This window comes from Mycobacterium sp. (assembly GCF_044223235.1).
GTDB lineage: Bacteria > Actinomycetota > Actinomycetes > Mycobacteriales > Mycobacteriaceae > Mycobacterium.
This window is the reverse complement of the sequence record NZ_JBGAME010000012.1, coordinates 117,953-135,030: the sequence shown is the minus strand read 5'-3', so window position 1 is coordinate 135,030 and position 17,078 is coordinate 117,953. Positions and strand designations below refer to the sequence as shown.

At 67.5% G+C, this 17,078-nt stretch carries 17 protein-coding genes and 3 pseudogenes; 13 read left to right on the top strand and 7 right to left on the bottom strand.

The window, feature by feature from the left end:
* The first annotated feature begins 3 nt into the window (after positions 1 to 3).
* From ADBZ6K_RS16245 to ADBZ6K_RS16235, 3 genes are read left to right on the top strand one after another with little or no spacing between them, the layout of a single operon-like run.
* Complete coding sequence (locus tag ADBZ6K_RS16245; RefSeq protein WP_526348464.1) at positions 4 to 732, top strand: amino acid ABC transporter ATP-binding protein; 729 nt, start codon at positions 4 to 6, stop codon at positions 730 to 732.
* A gap of 23 nt (positions 733 to 755) precedes the next feature.
* Complete coding sequence (locus ADBZ6K_RS16240) at positions 756 to 1,580, top strand: glutamate ABC transporter substrate-binding protein (protein WP_526348452.1); 825 nt, start codon at positions 756 to 758, stop codon at positions 1,578 to 1,580.
* A gap of 19 nt (positions 1,581 to 1,599) precedes the next feature.
* A complete protein-coding gene (locus tag ADBZ6K_RS16235; protein WP_526348450.1) occupies positions 1,600 to 2,280 on the top strand; it encodes an amino acid ABC transporter permease in 681 nt (226 codons plus the stop codon).
* On the opposite strand, the gene ADBZ6K_RS16230 is transcribed toward ADBZ6K_RS16235, so the two are convergent.
* Complete coding sequence (locus ADBZ6K_RS16230) at positions 2,270 to 2,425, bottom strand: hypothetical protein (RefSeq protein ID WP_526348448.1); 156 nt, start codon at positions 2,423 to 2,425, stop codon at positions 2,270 to 2,272. The genes ADBZ6K_RS16235 and ADBZ6K_RS16230 overlap by 11 nt on opposite strands.
* 45 nt (positions 2,426 to 2,470) lie before the next feature.
* Between ADBZ6K_RS16230 and ADBZ6K_RS16225 the strand changes: the two are divergent.
* Both ADBZ6K_RS16225 and ADBZ6K_RS16220 read left to right on the top strand, forming a co-directional pair.
* Positions 2,471 to 3,279: pseudogene (locus ADBZ6K_RS16225) on the top strand (amino acid ABC transporter permease).
* 111 nt (positions 3,280 to 3,390) lie between these two features.
* Complete coding sequence (locus tag ADBZ6K_RS16220) at positions 3,391 to 4,863, top strand: aspartate ammonia-lyase (protein ID WP_526348462.1); 1,473 nt, start codon at positions 3,391 to 3,393, stop codon at positions 4,861 to 4,863.
* A 165-nt stretch (positions 4,864 to 5,028) separates the two neighbouring features.
* Here ADBZ6K_RS16220 and ADBZ6K_RS16215 read toward each other — a convergent pair whose 3' ends face one another.
* Positions 5,029 to 5,244 (bottom strand): hypothetical protein, encoded by a 216-nt coding sequence (locus tag ADBZ6K_RS16215; RefSeq protein ID WP_526348446.1) that lies wholly within the window; start codon positions 5,242 to 5,244, stop codon positions 5,029 to 5,031.
* Between the two features lie 132 nt (positions 5,245 to 5,376).
* Positions 5,377 to 6,002: pseudogene (locus ADBZ6K_RS16210) on the bottom strand (SDR family NAD(P)-dependent oxidoreductase).
* Positions 6,003 to 6,048: 46 nt separating this feature from the next.
* On the opposite strand from ADBZ6K_RS16210, the pseudogene ADBZ6K_RS16205 reads away from it, so the two are divergent.
* Both ADBZ6K_RS16205 and ADBZ6K_RS16200 read left to right on the top strand, forming a co-directional pair.
* A pseudogene (locus tag ADBZ6K_RS16205) lies at positions 6,049 to 6,444 on the top strand (FAD-binding protein); the annotation flags it as partial.
* Complete coding sequence (locus ADBZ6K_RS16200; protein ID WP_526348468.1) at positions 6,443 to 6,577, top strand: hypothetical protein; 135 nt, start codon at positions 6,443 to 6,445, stop codon at positions 6,575 to 6,577. The pseudogene ADBZ6K_RS16205 and the gene ADBZ6K_RS16200, both read left to right, overlap by 2 nt.
* Before the next feature lie 201 nt (positions 6,578 to 6,778).
* On the opposite strand, the gene ADBZ6K_RS16195 is transcribed toward ADBZ6K_RS16200, so the two are convergent.
* Positions 6,779 to 7,669, bottom strand: coding sequence for a LysR family substrate-binding domain-containing protein (locus tag ADBZ6K_RS16195; protein ID WP_526348444.1), 891 nt, complete (start codon positions 7,667 to 7,669; stop codon positions 6,779 to 6,781).
* Between the two features lie 76 nt (positions 7,670 to 7,745).
* On the opposite strand from ADBZ6K_RS16195, the gene ADBZ6K_RS16190 reads away from it, so the two are divergent.
* Genes ADBZ6K_RS16190 through ADBZ6K_RS16175 form a run of 4 tightly spaced genes read left to right on the top strand, consistent with a single transcriptional unit; the run spans position 7,746 to position 11,210 of the window.
* Complete coding sequence (locus tag ADBZ6K_RS16190; protein WP_526348442.1) at positions 7,746 to 8,969, top strand: thiolase family protein; 1,224 nt, start codon at positions 7,746 to 7,748, stop codon at positions 8,967 to 8,969.
* Positions 8,966 to 9,751: a 3-oxoadipate enol-lactonase gene (pcaD, locus tag ADBZ6K_RS16185; RefSeq protein WP_526348440.1), complete on the top strand. Its 786-nt coding sequence runs from the start codon at positions 8,966 to 8,968 to the stop codon at positions 9,749 to 9,751. The genes ADBZ6K_RS16190 and pcaD overlap by 4 nt, the downstream gene beginning before the upstream one ends.
* The gene (locus ADBZ6K_RS16180) at positions 9,748 to 10,533 is read left to right on the top strand and encodes a CoA transferase subunit A (protein WP_526348438.1); all 786 of its coding nucleotides are present in this window, start codon (positions 9,748 to 9,750) and stop codon (positions 10,531 to 10,533) included. Before pcaD ends, ADBZ6K_RS16180 begins: the two co-directional genes overlap by 4 nt.
* Complete coding sequence (locus tag ADBZ6K_RS16175; RefSeq protein ID WP_526348436.1) at positions 10,530 to 11,210, top strand: CoA transferase subunit B; 681 nt, start codon at positions 10,530 to 10,532, stop codon at positions 11,208 to 11,210. Before ADBZ6K_RS16180 ends, ADBZ6K_RS16175 begins: the two co-directional genes overlap by 4 nt.
* On the opposite strand, the gene ADBZ6K_RS16170 is transcribed toward ADBZ6K_RS16175, so the two are convergent.
* Together ADBZ6K_RS16170 and ADBZ6K_RS16165 are read right to left on the bottom strand one after the other, a co-directional pair.
* A complete protein-coding gene (locus tag ADBZ6K_RS16170; RefSeq protein WP_526348434.1) occupies positions 11,156 to 13,792 on the bottom strand; it encodes a LuxR C-terminal-related transcriptional regulator in 2,637 nt (878 codons plus the stop codon). The genes ADBZ6K_RS16175 and ADBZ6K_RS16170 overlap by 55 nt on opposite strands.
* Before the next feature lie 37 nt (positions 13,793 to 13,829).
* Positions 13,830 to 13,931, bottom strand: a complete 102-nt coding sequence (locus ADBZ6K_RS16165) for a DUF1684 domain-containing protein (RefSeq protein ID WP_526348432.1) — start codon at positions 13,929 to 13,931, stop codon at positions 13,830 to 13,832.
* 113 nt (positions 13,932 to 14,044) lie between these two features.
* Between ADBZ6K_RS16165 and ADBZ6K_RS16160 the strand changes: the two genes are divergently transcribed.
* The gene (locus tag ADBZ6K_RS16160) at positions 14,045 to 14,611 is read left to right on the top strand and encodes a TetR/AcrR family transcriptional regulator (RefSeq protein ID WP_526348430.1); all 567 of its coding nucleotides are present in this window, start codon (positions 14,045 to 14,047) and stop codon (positions 14,609 to 14,611) included.
* A gap of 50 nt (positions 14,612 to 14,661) precedes the next feature.
* Entirely contained in the window at positions 14,662 to 15,630 is a 969-nt protein-coding gene (locus ADBZ6K_RS16155; protein WP_526348428.1) for a quinone oxidoreductase family protein, read from the top strand.
* Positions 15,631 to 15,722: 92 nt separating this feature from the next.
* On the opposite strand, the gene ADBZ6K_RS16150 is transcribed toward ADBZ6K_RS16155, so the two are convergent.
* Positions 15,723 to 17,036 (bottom strand): MFS transporter, encoded by a 1,314-nt coding sequence (locus tag ADBZ6K_RS16150; protein WP_526348426.1) that lies wholly within the window; start codon positions 17,034 to 17,036, stop codon positions 15,723 to 15,725.
* Between the last annotated feature and the right edge of the window lie 42 nt (positions 17,037 to 17,078).

Sequence of the window (17,078 nt, the reverse complement as noted above, 5' to 3'; positions counted from 1 at the left end):
CCGATGGTCTCGATTCAGGCTGTGAACAAGCATTTCGGCAGTCTGCATGTGCTCAAGGACATCAATTTGGAGGTTGATCGGGGTCAGGTGGTGGTGGTGCTCGGACCGTCGGGTTCGGGTAAGTCCACGTTGTGCCGCACGATCAACCGGTTGGAGACCATCGATTCGGGCTCGATCGCCATCGACGGCGAGGTGTTGCCCGCCGAGGGCCGCAAACTGGCGCAGCTGCGTTCCGATGTGGGCATGGTGTTCCAGTCGTTCAACCTGTTCGCGCACAAGACAATTCTGGAGAACGTCACGCTGGCGCCGATGCGGGTGCGCAAGCAGGACAAGGCCAAGGCCCGCGAGAATGCGATGTCGCTGCTGGAGCGGGTCGGGGTGGCCAACCAGGCCGACAAGTATCCGGCCCAGCTCTCCGGCGGGCAGCAGCAGCGGGTGGCCATCGCGCGATCGTTGGCGATGAACCCGAAGGTGATGCTGTTCGACGAGCCGACCAGCGCGCTGGACCCCGAGATGGTCAACGAGGTGCTCGGCGTCATGACCTCGCTGGCCGGGGAGGGGATGACGATGCTGGTGGTGACCCATGAGATGGGGTTCGCCCGTCGCGCCGCCAACCGGGTGATCTTCATGTCCGACGGTGCGGTGGTCGAGGACGCCGAGCCGGCCCAGTTCTTCGACAATCCGCAGACCGATCGCGCCAAGGACTTCCTCGGCAAGATCCTTCATCACTGAAATCGCCTCCGAAAGGACTCACCATGCCTTCCCTGTCAGCACGTGTCGTCGGCGCCGTCGCGCTGGCCGTCGCGCTCCCGTTCGCGGCCACCGCCTGCGGCGGAGGTGGTGAAAGCGGCAGCGGCGGGGGCGACACCATCGTCATCGGCACCAAGTTCGACCAGCCCGGCCTCGGTCTGAAGAACCCCGACGGCACGATGAGCGGGTTCGACGTCGACGTGGCCACCTATGTGGCCGGTGAACTGGGCTACGCGCCCGACAAGATCGAGTGGAAAGAGGCCCCGTCGGCCCAGCGCGAGACGCTGATCCAGAACGGCCAGGTCGAATACATCGCGGCGACCTACTCGATCACCGACGCCCGCAAGGAGAAGGTCTCCTTCGCCGGACCGTATCTGGTCACCGGGCAGAGCCTGCTGGTGCGTGCGGACAACACCGACATCACCGGTGCGGCGTCGCTGGAGAACAACAAGCGGTTGTGTTCGGTGTCGGGCTCCACCCCGGCCCAGAAGATCAAAGATGAGTACCAGGGTGTGCAGTTGCAGCAGTACGACACCTACTCGGCGTGTGTCGAGGCGCTCAAGAACGGTGCGGTCGACGCCGTGACCACCGATGAGGTGATCCTGGCCGGCTACGCCGCCCAAAGCCCCGGCACGTTCAAGATCGTCGGCCAGCCGTTCTCCGAGGAGCGCTACGGCATCGGTCTGAAGAAGGACGACACCGAGCTGCTCACCAAGGTCGACGACGCCCTGCAGAAGATGTTCGACAGCGGCGCCTGGAAAGAAGCGTTCGACAAGAACCTCGGCCCCGCGGGGATCACCGCACCCGCCCCGCCCACGCTCGACCGCTAGTCACGGGAGTTGTTGATTCGTGGAGATTTTCACCGAGTACCGCGAGCAGATTTTCGCGGCGTTCTGGACGACGATTCAGCTGACCGTGTATTCCGCGGTCGGAGCCTTGGTGCTGGGTACGGTGCTGGCCGGCATGCGACTGTCGCCGGTGCCGATGCTCAACTGGATTGGCACCGCCTACGTCAACGTGGTGCGCAACACCCCGCTGACGCTGATCATCCTGTTCTGCTCGTTCGGGATCTCCCAGACCCTGGGCATCACCCTGGCCCGCCGGGATTCGCCGACCTCCATCGTGGACAGCAACTTCCGGTTGGCCGTGCTCGGGTTGACGGTCTACACCGCCTCGTTCGTGTGTGAAACCATCCGATCCGGGGTGAACACCGTCCCGCTGGGCCAGGCCGAGGCGGCGCGCTCGCTGGGCCTGACCTTCGGACAGAACCTGCGGATCGTCATGCTGCCCCAAGCGTTTCGCGCCGTGATCATCCCGCTGGGCTCGGTGCTGATCGCCCTGACCAAGAACACCACGATCGCCTCGGCGATCGGGGTGGCGGAGGCGGCTCTATTGATGAAGGAAATGATCGAGAACACCGCAGCCGTGCTGGTCGTCGGCGCCATCATCGCCACCGGATTCATCATCCTCACCCTGCCCCTGGGCCTGCTGTTCGGCTGGCTGGGCAAACGCTGGGCGGTCATCCGGTGATGAGCGCCTGCGCGAAGAACAGAGAAGAACTGATGAGCGCCTGCGCGAAGAACAGAGAAGAACTGATGAGCGCCTGCGCGAAGAACAGACAAACAGTGATGAGCGCCTGCGCGAAGAACAGACAAGCAGTGATGAACGACCGCATTGACAACCCACACCCAACGGTCGTCACCGGCAAGGGAGGAACTCGATGAGCGGCTCGTCGGTTCTGTTCGATGCGCCCGGGCCCCGGGCGCACGTCCGCAACCGCATCGTCACGATCGTCGCGGTGGTGCTGTCGGCGCTGATCCTGTGGGTGGTCTACTCGCGGCTGGAGGCCCGTGGTCAACTCGACGCCGCCAAGTGGGAGCCGTTCCTGACGGCGAACCTGTGGACGACCTACGTCCTGCCCGGTGTGCAGGGAACGCTGACAGCGGCCGCGGTGTCGATCGTGCTGGCACTGATCCTCGGATTCGTCCTCGGCGTCGGCCGACTGTCCACCCACCCGGCGATCCGGTGGGCGTGCAGCGTCTTCGTCGAGTTCTTCCGGGCCGTGCCGGTCCTGGTCATGATGATCTTCGCCTACTTCCTCTACGCCCTCTATGACGTGTTCCCCTCCAGGCAGCTGGCGTTGGCCGGTGTGATCACCGGGTTGACGCTCTACAACGGCGCGGTGATCGCCGAGATCGTCCGCGCCGGGATCAACGCCCTGCCTCGCGGCCAGGCCGAGGCCGCCTGGACACCGCAATCGGCTACCAGATCACCTTCGTCGAAATGGTTCGCCAAGGCACCGTCGTCGGCTCCTCCTACGGCAACTACATCCCCGCGCTCATCGTCATCGCCCTACTGATGATCAGCGTCAACTTCGCCCTGTCGGCCTTCGCCACCAGGCTGGAGAAACGGCTGCGCAGTGCCCGCCGCGGTCCGACGCCGCTTGAAGCCGGAGCCATCGAACAGGAAGGTGCCCCCGGGGCGGCAGTCGTGCAAATGCCGTCCGGCGCAGACAACAGCGCTCGGTGATGCGGGGGATTTCCGGGGGGAGCGGCTGTCGAACCCGAATCGCAAGGCACGGAAGCGCGGCAAACGCGCCGCTGCGGGGATTCTATTCGTACAAACGTCTGGAGAGCGATCATCAGCGCTGACACTCGTATCGAACACGATCTGCTCGGGGACAAGGAGATTCCCGCGAATGTGTATTGGGGTATACACACCGCACGGGCCATCGAGAACTTCCCGATCACTGGAGTGCCAGTGGGAAAGTTCACCCAATTCACTGCCGCACTGGCGGCGGTGAAACAGGCAGCGGCCATGACGAACGCCGACCTCGGTCTGCTGGCAGCTGGACAGTCGGGTGCGATCGTCGAGGCATGTCGGGAGATCCGTGCCGGTGCATTGGCTGACCAGTTCGTCGTTGACGTCATCCAGGGCGGGGCAGGCACGTCGACCAACATGAATGCCAATGAAGTGATCTGCAATCGTGCCCTGCAGATCATGGGCCATGAACTCGCCGAGTATCAGTATCTTCATCCGGCGGACCACGTGAACATGGGCCAGTCCACCAACGACGTATACCCGACCGCATTGCGGATCGCGATCGTCGAATGTTGCGAGAACCTCGACCGCGCACTGGCTGAACTCGTCGCCGAGTTCGAGCACAAGGCCGCCGAGTTCGCCCAGGTGCTCAAGGTCGGACGCACGCAACTGCAGGACGCCGTCCCGATGACTCTCGGGCAGGAATTCCAAGGCTACGCGGTAACCGTCGGCGAGGATCGTCAGCGCCTCGCTGAGGCGATTGCCCTCCTGCATGAGATCAACCTGGGTGGGACCGCGATCGGTACCCGGCTCAACGCACCCCCGGGCTACGTTTCGGCGGTCTGCGCGAACCTGCGCGCAATCACCAACCGGCGTTTCACCACCGCGGTCAATCTCATCGAGGCCACCTCTGACCCGGGTGCTTTCGTCCAGCTGTCCAGTGTGCTCAAACGAATCGCAGTGAAGCTGTCCAAGATCTGCAACGACCTCAGGCTGCTGTCGTCGGGCCCCCGCGCCGGCCTCAACGAGATCAATCTGCCTGCTGTACAAGCAGGTTCGAGCATCATGCCAGGCAAAGTGAATCCGGTGATACCTGAAGTGGTCACCCAGGTGTGCTACGCGGTGATCGGTAGGGATCTAACCGTGACGATGGCGGCCGAAGCGGGTCAACTGCAGCTCAATGCCTTCTTTCCGGTCATTGCCTATTCCGTGCTGGATAGCGTCGAATGTCTCAGCGCGGCGACTCGCACCCTTACCGACCGGTGTATCCCGGGCATCAGCGCCAACGTCGAGGCGATGGCCGAACATGTTCACAACTCGATCGGTCTGGCCACTGCGCTGAACCCGCACATCGGGTACGCCGCCGCGTCGGATATCGCGCGTGAAGCGCTGCTCACCGGCCGCGCGGTGGTCGATATCACCCTTGCCCGAGGGTATTTGGCCGCGGAGGAGCTGCGCCGCCTCCTCTCGCCGGAACGACTGGCAAACCTGACCATCGATCCGGGTGAAACGCCGCTGGACATCGAGATGAGTCACCGCGCCTTAGGAGTCGGCAATGCGGAGTCGGCCTGAAGCTCAAGCGGCAGGTGCGCGATCGATGGGCGGCACCAGCGCGTGGTCGCACAGCACCGCCGCGAGGTTCAGTTCCCGCCCAGCGTGTCCAGCCAGTCGGGGCCGCTGCTGTCCACCATCAAGCCGGTGGCGTTATTGAACACGACGTTGAACACGATCCGGGGGTCAGGCGGGGAATACGCCGGGTGGTCCGGTGAGGTAGGACGCCGTCCACTTCTTGTAGCCCGAGGTGTGCGCGACACCCACGCCGATGCGGATCTGCTTGACGAATTCACCCGCCTCCGAGGCGACGATTCTGATCTGGGCCTGCGCCTGGTCTAGGACATCGGCGGGGCTGAGAGTGTCGGGCAGCATGAGGTCGACGGACTTCCAGCAATGCATTACCGCTCGCCTCTCGCGTGGGTCGGATCGTTGTTGTGCAACGCCGATTCGGTTGCTGGCCCGCTTTTCGGGGCGAGGAGTGTGATCGCGAGCACGTACATGTCAAGACTGTGATGGGTGTCACCACAGCTGTCAAACGGAGCGGAGAATTGCCAGCTCACGGGCAGGCGACGACAGCCAGGTCACCAGCTCAGCGATCTCGTCGGGCCTGCCCATCCGTGCCATCGGCGTGAGGGCCTGGGAGCGGGCGCGTATCGCAGGATCGGTCTCGGCGTTCATCGGGCTGCTCACCGCTGGTGCCACCGCGTTGACCAGCACACCGGTGGTGGCCAGCTCTTTGCCCAGCGACTTGGTCATCGCGATGACGGCGGCGTTCGACGCCGAGTACGCGCCTGGGTCGGGTTGCCGTCCTTGGCCGCGATGCTGGCGAGATTGACGATCCGTCCCCAACCGCGTTCGACCATGGCGGGGGCGAACGCCCGGCACATCAGGAAGGTGCCGTCGGTGTTGACGGCGAACGTGCGCCGCCAGGCGGCGACCTCCAGGTCCACCAGCGGTACCGACGGCCCGACGATCACGGCGCTGTTGACCAGGATGTCGACGGCGCCCACCCGGTCACGAAGGGCGGCAACGGATTCCGGGTCGGATACATCGACGTGCTCGTCGACGTCCTCGGCGGCGAGACGCACCGCGCACGCCTCGCCGATGCCGCCGGCGCCGCCGGTGATCAGGGCGCGCCGCGCTGTGCTGTGAGCCATCTGCTTCCTGCGAACAGAATCTATGTGCATTGCACACATAAAGCGATCGCCGGAGATGGTGGACTTCTTCGAGCAGCGCACCGCTCTGCAGTTTGTCCCCGGCGCCAAGATCGCCGATATCCACGGCGCCACACCCGGCGCCGCCGACGGGCACCACCAGGTGGCGCCCAAACCGATCCGCCTGACCAAGCTCGGAAAGGACGTCGCGCGGCTGCTGCGCCGCCAAATGTGGGACACGTCCTTCCTGGGCATGGGCATCATGGCCGGGCCGGACCTGCAGGCCTTCCTGCACTCCACCCGATCGTGAAAGACCTTCCTGCACTGCACCACCCGGGTCACCAGACACCTGGCCGACCTCGCGATTCACCGGCGGGGGCAGGGCCTGGTCAACGGCACCGCGCTGATCGGGCGGCTGCTGCGTTCGGCGCTGGACGCCGGGGTTGCCCGCAGGAACCCCGATCAGCGTCGAACTGACCAACGAGCCGCGGCGCCATGCCATGGGCACCGACGCGTGGCTGGATCACCTGGCCGCTGCGGCCCGCGCCACCGACGGGGCGTGCGCGGCGGTGGGGTAGCCGTTTCGGTGGGTCTTGCCCCTGCTGGCGCGTAGCGCTGGCGAAGCCGACCTGCACGTCCGCGACGGTAACGTGACGGCGGGGTTCTCGCCGATTTGCCGCCGCCACGTTACCCCCGGCGCGGGATGGAGGTGCCCCGGCGCGGGATGGAGGTGATCCGGCGCGGGAGGGGGCGCGATCGGCGCGGGAGGGGGGCGCGGGTCACTCGGATCGGGCTACCGTATGCAGCACGCTCAACACCTGGTCGATCAGGGGTGACGGCGTTGACGCTGCCCGCGCGGCGACCAGATCGACGGCCAGCGTCGCGGGCGACAGCGGGCGATAGCGCACACCGGCGATGTCGAGTTCTGCGGTAGGAGCTGGCACGATCGCCACCCCGAGCCCCGCCGCCACCAACGTGACCAGAGTCGATGTCTCCGAGACCTCGTGGCGTACCCGCGGCACGAATCCGGCGTCCGCACACGCCGCCGCCACCACGGTGTTCATCACCGAGCGGCCGTGACCGGCATGGGCGACGAAATCCTCGTCGCGGAGCTCCCCGATCGCCAAGTCGGAACCGTCGGCCAGGCGGTGGCCGGCAGGCAACGCGGCGAACAATCGGTCGCGGCGGATCGTTTCGAACATCACGTCCGGATGCTCCACCGGGGGGCGCAGCAGCGCGAGGTCGATATCGCCCGCCACCAGTGCCTGGATCTGGGCCGGTGCGAGCATCTCGCCGCGCACGCTGACCTCGACGCCGGGCAGGCTGTCGCGCAGCTGACGCACGAGTTGGGGCAGCAGCGAGTAGGTCGCCGACCCGACGCATCCGATCGTCAGCCTGCCCTCGATGCCAGCGGCGATGCGCCGCGCCTGGTCTCCGGCGTCGTCGACGGCATCCAGGATCGCGATCGTCCGGCGCAGATACGCCCGACCCGCGGCCGTCAGCTCGACGCTGCGGGTGGTGCGGATCAACAGCTCGACACCCAGTTCGCGCTCGAGCTGGCGGATCTGCTGGGACAACGGTGGCTGGGCGATGTGCAGCCGTTCGGCGGCGCGGCCGAAGTGCAGTTCTTCGGCGACGGCACGGAAATAGCGGAGGTGACGGAGCTCCACAATTGAGACGCTACATCTATCAATCAGTGCAATCTAGGTACTTCAGAATATTGACGCTCGGTCGTACTGTCGAAGCATGCCTTCCAACAATGACGTGGTGATCTGCAGCCCGGTACGCACTCCGGTCGGCCGAATGGGCGGCGCACTCGCCCCCCTCACGGCCGCCGATCTGGCCACCCTCACCCTGCGCGCCCTGGTCGACCGGACCGGGCTCGGCGAAGGTGATGTCGACGACGTGATCCTGGGCAACGGCTACGCCAACGGCGAAGCTCCGGCGATCGGCCGGATCGCCGCACTGGACGCGGGTCTGGGCACCGGGGTGCCGGGTCTGCAGATCGACCGCCGCTGCGGGTCGGGACTTCAGGCGGTGCTCTACGCCGCCGGCCAGGTCGCCACCGGCGCGGCACGCGTCGTCGTGGCCGGCGGTGCCGAGTCGATGTCCAACGTCGAGCACTACGCCCTCGGCCTGCGCACGGGTGTGCGCCAGGGTGGGGTGGCATTGGTGGACCGGCTCGATCGTGCCCGCGAAACCGCTGGCGGCACTTCGCATCCCATCTCCGGCGGCATGATCGAGACGGCCGAGAACCTGCGCCGTGAGTACGCCTTGACCCGCGAGGAACAGGACGAACTGTCGGTGCGCTCGCATCAGCGCGCGGTCGCGGCCCACGATGCGGGCCGGTTCGCCGACGAACTCATCCCCGTCACAATCCCCGGCAGGCGCGGTAAACCCGACACCGTCGTCGACCGCGATGAACACCCCCGCGCCGACATCACCCTCGAGAAGCTCGCCGGGCTGCGGCCGATTCGCCTCAAGGTCGATGCCGAGTCCACCGTCACCGCGGGCAACGCCTCCGGACAGAACGACGGGGCCGCCATGTGCGTCGTGACCACCCTGGCCGAGGCCGAAAAGCGCGGTTTGACACCGCTGTTGGCGCTGCGCTCGTGGGGTGTCACGGGCTGCGGCCCCGAGGTGATGGGCATCGGTCCGGTCGGGGCCACCACCGCCGCACTGGAACGCGCCGGGCTGACCCTCGACGAGATCGACCTGATCGAACTCAACGAGGCTTTCGCCGCGCAGGTCCTCGCCGTGCTGGCCGAGTGGAAGGTCGACGCCCGCGACGAACGCCTCAACCCCAACGGCTCCGGCATCTCGCTGGGCCATCCGATCGGCGCCACCGGCGCGCGGATCCTGGCCACCGCCGCCTACGAGGCGCGCCGCAGGGACGCTCGCTACGTGCTGGAGACCATGTGCATCGGCGGGGGACAGGGCCTGGCCGCGGTGTTCGAGGCCGTCAGATGACCGGCCTGGACCTGCCCGCCGTCGTCAGCGGAGAAAAGGGGAAACCCTTTGTCGTGCTGTCCAACTCGCTGGGCTCGACCCACCGCATGTGGGACGCGCAGGTGGAAGCACTCGACGAGCGGTTCCGGGTGGTGCGCTATGACACCCGCGGTCACGGCGAATCCCCGGTGCCCGACGGCCCGTACTCGATCGACGACTTGGCCGACGACCTAGTCGCGCTGCTCGACCGGCTTGGGATCGAGCGGGCGCACCTGGTCGGGCTCTCTCTCGGTGGCGCGACCGTGATGCGTGTTGCGGCCCGCAACCCCGAGCGCGTCGATCGGCTCGCGCTGCTGTGCACCGCCGCCCACTTCCCGCCCGCCGAGGCGTGGACCGAGCGCGCCGCGGTCGTCCGTGGTTCCGGCGCCGCCGCGGTCGCCGAATCCGTGGTCGCCAGGTGGTTCACCGAGGACTATCTGCTGGCGCACCCCGGCACCGCGGCGCATTACCGCGAGATGATCGCGAGCACACCGGCCGAGGGATACGCCGGATGTTGTGAGGCGATCGCCAAAATGGATCTGCGCGGGGAACTCTCGGCGATCACCGCGCCGACGCTGGCCCTGGCGGGCCGCGACGATCCGGCCACCCCGCCCGCCCGGCTCGAGGAGATCGTCGCCGCCATCGCGGGCGCGCGGCTGCGCGTCGTGCACCACGCCGCCCACCTGGCCAACGCCGAACAACCCGACATCATCACGCGCGCACTCATCGAACATCTAGCCGCACCACTGACGGAGGAAAAATGACATTGAACAAGGTGGTCGGTTCTGCCGCCGAGGCGGTCGCCGACATTCCCGACGGCTCCAGCCTTGCGGTCGGCGGATTCGGCCTGGCGGGCATCCCGTGGTTCCTCATCGAGGCACTCCTGGAGCAGGGCGCGGGCGATCTGACGATCGTGTCCAACAACTGCGGAGTCGACGGCGGCGGGCTGGGCCTGCTGCTCGAAGGCCGCAGGATCAGCCGCGTCATCGCGTCCTACGTGGGGGAGAACAAGGAGTTCGCCAGGCAGTACCTCGCCGGCGAGGTGACCGTCGAGCTGACCCCGCAGGGCACGCTGGCCGAACGGATGCGCGCCGGCGGCAGCGGCATCGGCGCGTTCTTCACCCCGACCGGGGTCGGCACGCTGGTGGCCGAAGGCGGCCTGCCGTGGCGGTACAACGCGGACGGCAGCGTGGCGCTGGCGTCGCCCCCGAAAGAGGTACGGGTCTTCAACGGCAAGGAGATGCTGTTGGAGGAGTCCATCGTGACCGATTACGCGCTGGTGCGCGCCGCGGTGGCCGACAAGGCCGGCAACTGCGTCTTCCACGCCGCCGCACGCAATTTCAATCCGCCCGCGGCCATGTCGGGACGGGTCACCGTGGTCGAGGCGGAGCGCGTCGTCGAGGTCGGCGAGCTGCATCCCGACGAGATCCATCTGCCCGGCATCTTCGTCAAGCGCATCGTCGCGCTGACCCCGGAGCAGGCCGCCCGCAAGGGCATCGAGCAGCGCACCACCCGTACACGCCCCACGCAGGAGGTTGACCGATGAGCTGGACCCGTACCGAAATGGCCGCCCGTGCAGCGCTGGAGCTTCGCGACGGTGACTATGTGAACCTGGGCATCGGGCTGCCGACGCTCATTCCCGACTACCTGCCCGAAGGCTCGGATGTGCAGTTGCACGCCGAGAACGGCATCCTCGGTGTCGGCCCGTTCCCGTACGAGGACGAGGTGGACCCCGATCTGGTCAACGCGGGTAAGCAGACCGTGACGGTGGTGCCGGGCGCGTCGTACTTCGACTCGTCGACCAGCTTCGCGATGATCCGCGGCGGTCACGTCGACGTCGCCGTGCTGGGTGGGATGCAGGTGGCCGCCAACGGCGATCTGGCGAACTGGATGGTGCCCGGCTCGATGGTCAAGGGCATGGGCGGGGCCATGGATCTGGTCAACGGCGCCGGGCGGGTGATCGTGCTGATGGACCACGTCGCGAAGTCCGGTGCGGCCAAGCTGGTCACGCGCTGCGACCTGCCCCTGACCGGTAAGGCGGTGGTGAGCCAGGTCATCACGGATCTCGGCGTGTTCGACGTGACCGGTGACGGGTTCGCGGTTGTGGAACTCGCGCCGGGGGTGGAGTTCGACGACGTGGTCGCCAAGACCGGTGCGCCGGTGACCGATCAGCGCCGCAGTGCGGCCAGCTCGGAACGGGAGCGCACGCCGAGCTTGGCGTAGATCCGGGTCAGGTGATACTGCACCGTCTTCGGTGACACGTACAGTTCGGCAGCCACTTCACGGTTCGAGAGACCCTGGGCGACAAGCGATGTCACGGCCTCCTCCTGTGGTGTGAGGTCCACGCTATCCCGGGAGCGCTGCACCTGGTGCAGCCCGCCTGCCTTGAGTTCGCGGTCGCAGCGGGCGACGTAGGTGTCGGCGCCAAGGGACAGATACAGGTCGCGGGCGGTGCTGATCACGTCGTCGGCCTGGCGGCGCTTACCCGCCCGCCGCAGGGTCTGGCCGAAGGCGAAGTTGACTCTGGCCAGCTCGACACGCAGGGGTAGACCCTCCAGCAGTCCAAGCGCCTCCTCGAACGCCCGCCGCGCGGCGGGCAGGTCACCCGACGCACCGAGCAGCCGCCCCCTCGCGCATCCCAGCCGGGCCTGGCTGGAGCGGTGCCCGCGGGCCCTGGCGCGGCTTTCGTAGGGACGTAGGAACGCATCGGCGGCGTCGAGCTGGCCGTCGATCACCATCGCGTTGGCCAGAACGTCTGCCCACGGCCAGTGCCCGGGCTCCTGCAGCGATGTGCCGGGCGCGATGGCGCGTAACGGCTCAAGGACGCGGCGCACCTTCGCGTAATCCGCCTCCGCCTCGGCGACCTGCGCCTTGGCCAGCAGCGTGGGAATGCGCATCATCTCGTAGTCCTGGGTGACGGTCTCGGCGGTGCGCACCGCGGCCTCGGCTGCCGGCCAGTGGCCGCGCAGTGAATAGACCTGTGCCGCAGTCCATTCCAGCAACGGTGCCACCAACATGATTCCGCTGGACGCGGTGAGCGCGCGGCCGGCCTCCACGGTGGCAAGGGCGCGGTCCCACTCACCGGCCGAGAAGTGCACTCTGGCCAGCCAGGCCTGCGCCCACAGTGTGATCCGGGCCGAACCGCCCAGACCCGCGGTGGCAACGGCGGTCTCCAGACTGGACCGGGCGCCGTCGATATCGTCGCGGATCAGCTGAAGCCAGCCGCGGCCCATCGTCACCCGTTGAGCCTGCGCGCCGTGCCGCACCCATGTCGCGAGGTCGTCGTAGGCGGCGGTGGCCTGCCGGAACTGACCCACCGCCGCCAGACCCAGGCCGCGGATCGCCGCCGCCTCGATACCCGCCGAGGATTCCCGCCCGGCCAGCGCCAGGGCGCGATCGGCCCATTCCACGAGTTCGTCTCCGCGGCATCGCACCAGCGAGTGCAGGACGTAGCGCTGCGCGATCAACGCGGCGATTTCCGGGTCACGGTCGGCATTGACGATGTCTTCGGCCCGCCGTAGCCTCACCTCGGCCTCGGCGGCGCGACCCCGCACGATCGCCAGATAGGCCAGAACCGCATTGCGCAAAGGTGTCTCGCGCAAGCTCTCGATCGCAGGCACCTGTGCGGCGGCGCCCGCACAGTCACCGGCGGCGATCAGGGCGTCCACCGAGCGGGTGAGGCGCTCGTCGCGGATCAGCGGATCGGGGCTGAGCCTGCTGGCGTCGCGGAACAACGTCGCGGCCTCGGCCCACGCACCTTCGGCGGCCCGCTCACCCGCCAGGCTCGCCACGTCATCGGCGAGTGCGGTGTCGGGCAGCGGCGCCGCGGCGACCAGGTGGGCGATCCGGCGGGCCGGGTCGGCGACGACCTCGGCGGCGCGCTCGTGCGCGCGGCTGGCGCCGTGTACCCCCATCAGGTCGACGACCGCCGCGCCGGTGAGGCCGTCGCTCAGCTGCAGCTCGAATCGCGAACCGCCGGTGATCAGACCGGCCGAGGTCGCCTGATCGATGGCCGGAGACGGATCGCCGAGTCCCGCAAGCGCTGCCACCTCGGCCAGTGGCGCGGCGGGTCCGAGGATGGCCAGCGCCTCGATCAACCGGCGAGCATCGGACCCGCACCGCGCCAGCTGTTTTTCGACATCGGCGATGACATAGGACGGTGCAGGCAGCGGCGCATCCGGTTGCGCCCACAGCGCCGCGGGCAACTCGTCGAGCAGCGCCAGCACGTCACGCGGGTTGCCGCGGGTGTGCCTGGTGAGCGCGTCGGCCATGGCGGGATGGATGAGCCTGCCGCGGGTTGCCGCCAGGGCGGCGATGTCGGCACTGCCGAGCCCCGCCAGTCTGAGTTCACCCGACACGACGTCGGCCAGCATGGGCGGCACCGTGGTGGCACCGATCACGACCAGCACCTTCAGTTCGCGATGATGCCGGATGACCGTCGAAATCGCTTGTAGTGAAACAGTATCGGCGTCCTCGGCATTGTCGACGATGAGCAGGACGACGCGGGCTGCCGCTAGTGAGTCGGCCAGCTGTGCCGCCGCGGCGATAGGGTCGGGTTTGACGTCGCCCTCAAGCAGCTGGGCCGCAACACCGCCGGGTACGTCGGATTCCCACGCAACGGCCTGCGCCCACAACGCGCCGGGATGGTCCGCCGCGAACCGGCGCAGCAGCGCGGTCTTGCCGACGCCGGGCCCACCGACGACGGCGACGACGTCGACGCCGCGCATGGCCGCGAGCCGGTCGGTCAGCTCGGTCAGTTCCAGGTCGCGCCCGACGAAGGGCTTTGACCCTATGGGCACCGTCACATGCTATCGAGCGAACATGCGGCTTGGCCGAAGCTGGCTACGTCAGGACGAACGTCTCCCCCGCGGTGACCGCGAACGGGAGCCCATTCTGCGGAGGCGGGATCGGGCACAGGTAGTAGCTTCGGCACGCACAAAGCATTCTGAAATCCCCCGCCGAATGTACGGTTGTTGTACGCATTGTCCGTGAGCGACCGTAAACAACCGTACACTCGACAACTTGAACGATCGTTCCCGAATATGTATAACGGGTGAGTGGCACGATCACGGGAGTTCGACACCGACGTCGCGCTGGACAGCGCGATCGGCGTGTTCCGCGAGCACGGGTTCGAGGGAAGCTCGGCCCAGATGCTCGTCGACGCGATGGGGATTGGGCGTCAAAGCCTCTACGCGGCGTTCGGCGACAAATGGCAGCTGTACTGCTCGGCGGTGCGCCGCTACGGGATGGGTGAGTGCGCGGAGCACATCGACGCTCTGCGCAGCGGCGCGCGGGCCATCGACGGAATCGAGGCGATGCTGCGACGCGTCGTCGAAACCGCAGATCGACCATGCCTCGGTGTCGGCTCCACCTGTGAGTTCGGCGCTTCGCGTCCCGCGCTCACCGAAATCAAGGCGCTACTGGGACAGAGCCTGCACACGGTGATCGTCGGGCGCCTGCGCGACGCGCAGCGGGAGGGGGATATCGATCCCGGGCTCGATCCCAACCTGACGGCCGAGTTCCTGGTCGCAAATATCGCGGGCATCCGCGTCGCCGGTCGCGGGGGTGCGGACCGCAAGGTGCTCACCGGCTTGGCCGACATGGCACTGCGGGCTCTTCGATAGCCAAAAAACGGAACAAACGTTCAAGAGACGAATGGCGGACAGGGGTGACAATGAAGGCAATCGTCATGAACGGCACGGGCGGCCGGGACATGCTGGAGTACGCCGACCGGCCCGAACCGATAGCGGGTCCCGGTGAAGCGCTGGTCGAGATCGCCTACGCGGGTGTGAACTTCATGGACATCGGGGTGCGGCAGGGCATGGCCTGGACCGAGCTGCCCAACCCCAAGATCCTTGGCGTCGAAGGCGCGGGCCTGGTCCTGGCGGTCGGTGAAGGCGTCGAGAAGGTCGCGGTCGGCCAGCGCGTCGCCTGGGTCTACGCACCGGGCAGCTACGCGCAGCGGATCGCCGTCGCCGCCACGTCGCTGGTGCCGATCCCGGACGGAATCGACGACCGCACCGCCGCGTCGGTGATGATGCAGGGCCTCACCGCCAGCCATTTCGCCACCGACTTCTACCGGGTGCAGCCCGGCGACGTGGCATTCGTCCACGCCGCGGCGGGCGGGGTGGGTCTGCTGCTGACCCAGATCGTCAAGCTGGGCGGCGGATCGGTGATCGGGCGCGTGTCGTCGGAGGGCAAGGCCGTCGCGGCGAAGGAGGCGGGTGCCGACCACGTGATCGTCGACACCGAGGGCCGCTTCGCCGCGGAAGCGCTCCGGCTGACCGGGGGCGAGGGCGTGCACGTGGTGTACGACGGCTCCGGGCCGACGACATTCCAGGGATCGCTCGACGTCCTGCGCCGCTCCGGCACGTTCTGCTGGTACGGCCCCGTCCTGGGCGGGCCCGGCCTGATCGACATCATGGCCCTGCCGAAGAGCATCAAGATCGGCTATGCCGTGTTTCTCGACCACGTGCACACTCCGGAACTGCTGCGGGCCCATACCGCCCAACTGTTCGACTGGATCGCCGAGGGCAAACTGCGGGTCAGGATCGGCGGCGAGTACCCGTTGGCCGACGCGGCGCAGGCACACGCCGACATGGAGAGCCGGGCCACCATAGGCAAACTCCTGCTGGTGCCGTGAGCCCACCCTGAAACGCCGAATGTACGGTTGTTGTACGGATTTCGCGAGAGCGACCGCAAACAACCGTACATTCGGCGCAGGACGAGTGACGGCTATAGCGCCGGTGCAACCTCAGCGTTTCGCACGACACTGCCCTGACCCGAGCGGCTCTTCGGCACGAAGGTGGTGACCACCGCACCGACCAGGGCCAGCCCCGCGAAGATCAGGAATGCGACCGACCCGCCGACTCCGGCACCGACCAGCAGGCCGCCGATCACCGGTCCGACGATGCCGCCGAGGCGACCGAAGCCTGCGCACCACGCCACCCCCGCCGCGCGGGCCCGGGTGGGGTAGTAGTTGGACACCAGCCCGTAGATCAGCACCTGGGTGCCGATCGTTCCCACACCCGCGATAGCGACGGCGGCGAGCAGGGCACCCAGCGGAAGGTTCAGCGGCAGGAGCAGCAGCATGGCCGCGGCCAGGATGAAGGTCGTAACCACGACGCGCTGGGCGCTCCCGAGCCGGTCGGCGATGTAGGAAGCGAACAGGCCGCCGAGGATCGCGCCGAGATTGAGCACCAGCAGGAACGTCAGTGAGTACGTCTTGCCGTAGCCGTTGCTCTGCATGATCTGCGGGAGCCATGTGTTGAGGCCGTAGGTCAGCAGCAGACCGACGAAGCTCATCAGCCCAAGCAGGGCGGTCGGCCCGACCAGCGGCTTGCATACCAGCGCAGCGAAACCGACGCTGCCGCTGTCCGGTTCGGCCGTGGCAGGCAGGGCGATACCCGTGCGTGCGGCCAGTGCGATGGCCTCCTGCTTGCGTCCCCTCGACATCAGCCAGCGCGGGGATTCGGGCAGCTTCCACACCGCAAGGGGCAGCAGCGTCAGGAACGGAAGCGCACCCAACGCGAACAGAATTCGCCAGCCGTCGCTGTCGGCGAACAGCAGCGCGGCCCCCGCCGCCATCACGCCGCCAGCGGGGATCCCGCTGTACACAACGGCATTGAGCCGATTGCGCTGATGGGGCTGAGCGAACTCGGCGACCAGCGCGCCGACGGTGGCGACCAGCGCGCCGACACCGACCCCGGTCAGGAACCGGTAGAAGCCGAACATGGTCACCGACTGGGCGAATGCGGTGAGCAGCATGCCGATGGAGAACCAGCCCAGGTTGACCAGCATGACGGCGCGGCGGCCGACGCGATCACCGATCGCGCCTGCGGCCAGCGCGCCGACCATGACCCCGATCAGGGCATAGCTGCCCAGTGCGCCCGCCTGTTCGGGGGAGATCGCGCCGAGCTGGGACGGGTCGGCGAGCAGGGTGGGAACGACGGTGCCGTACACGACGAGGTCGTATCCGTCGAAGACGAGCGCCGCGGTGGAGAGGGCGACTACCCAGGCGAGGGCACGCGCCCTTCGGTTTTCGGGCATGGTTGAGCTCCAATTATGTTGTGGTGTAGCGGGTTACGGGTT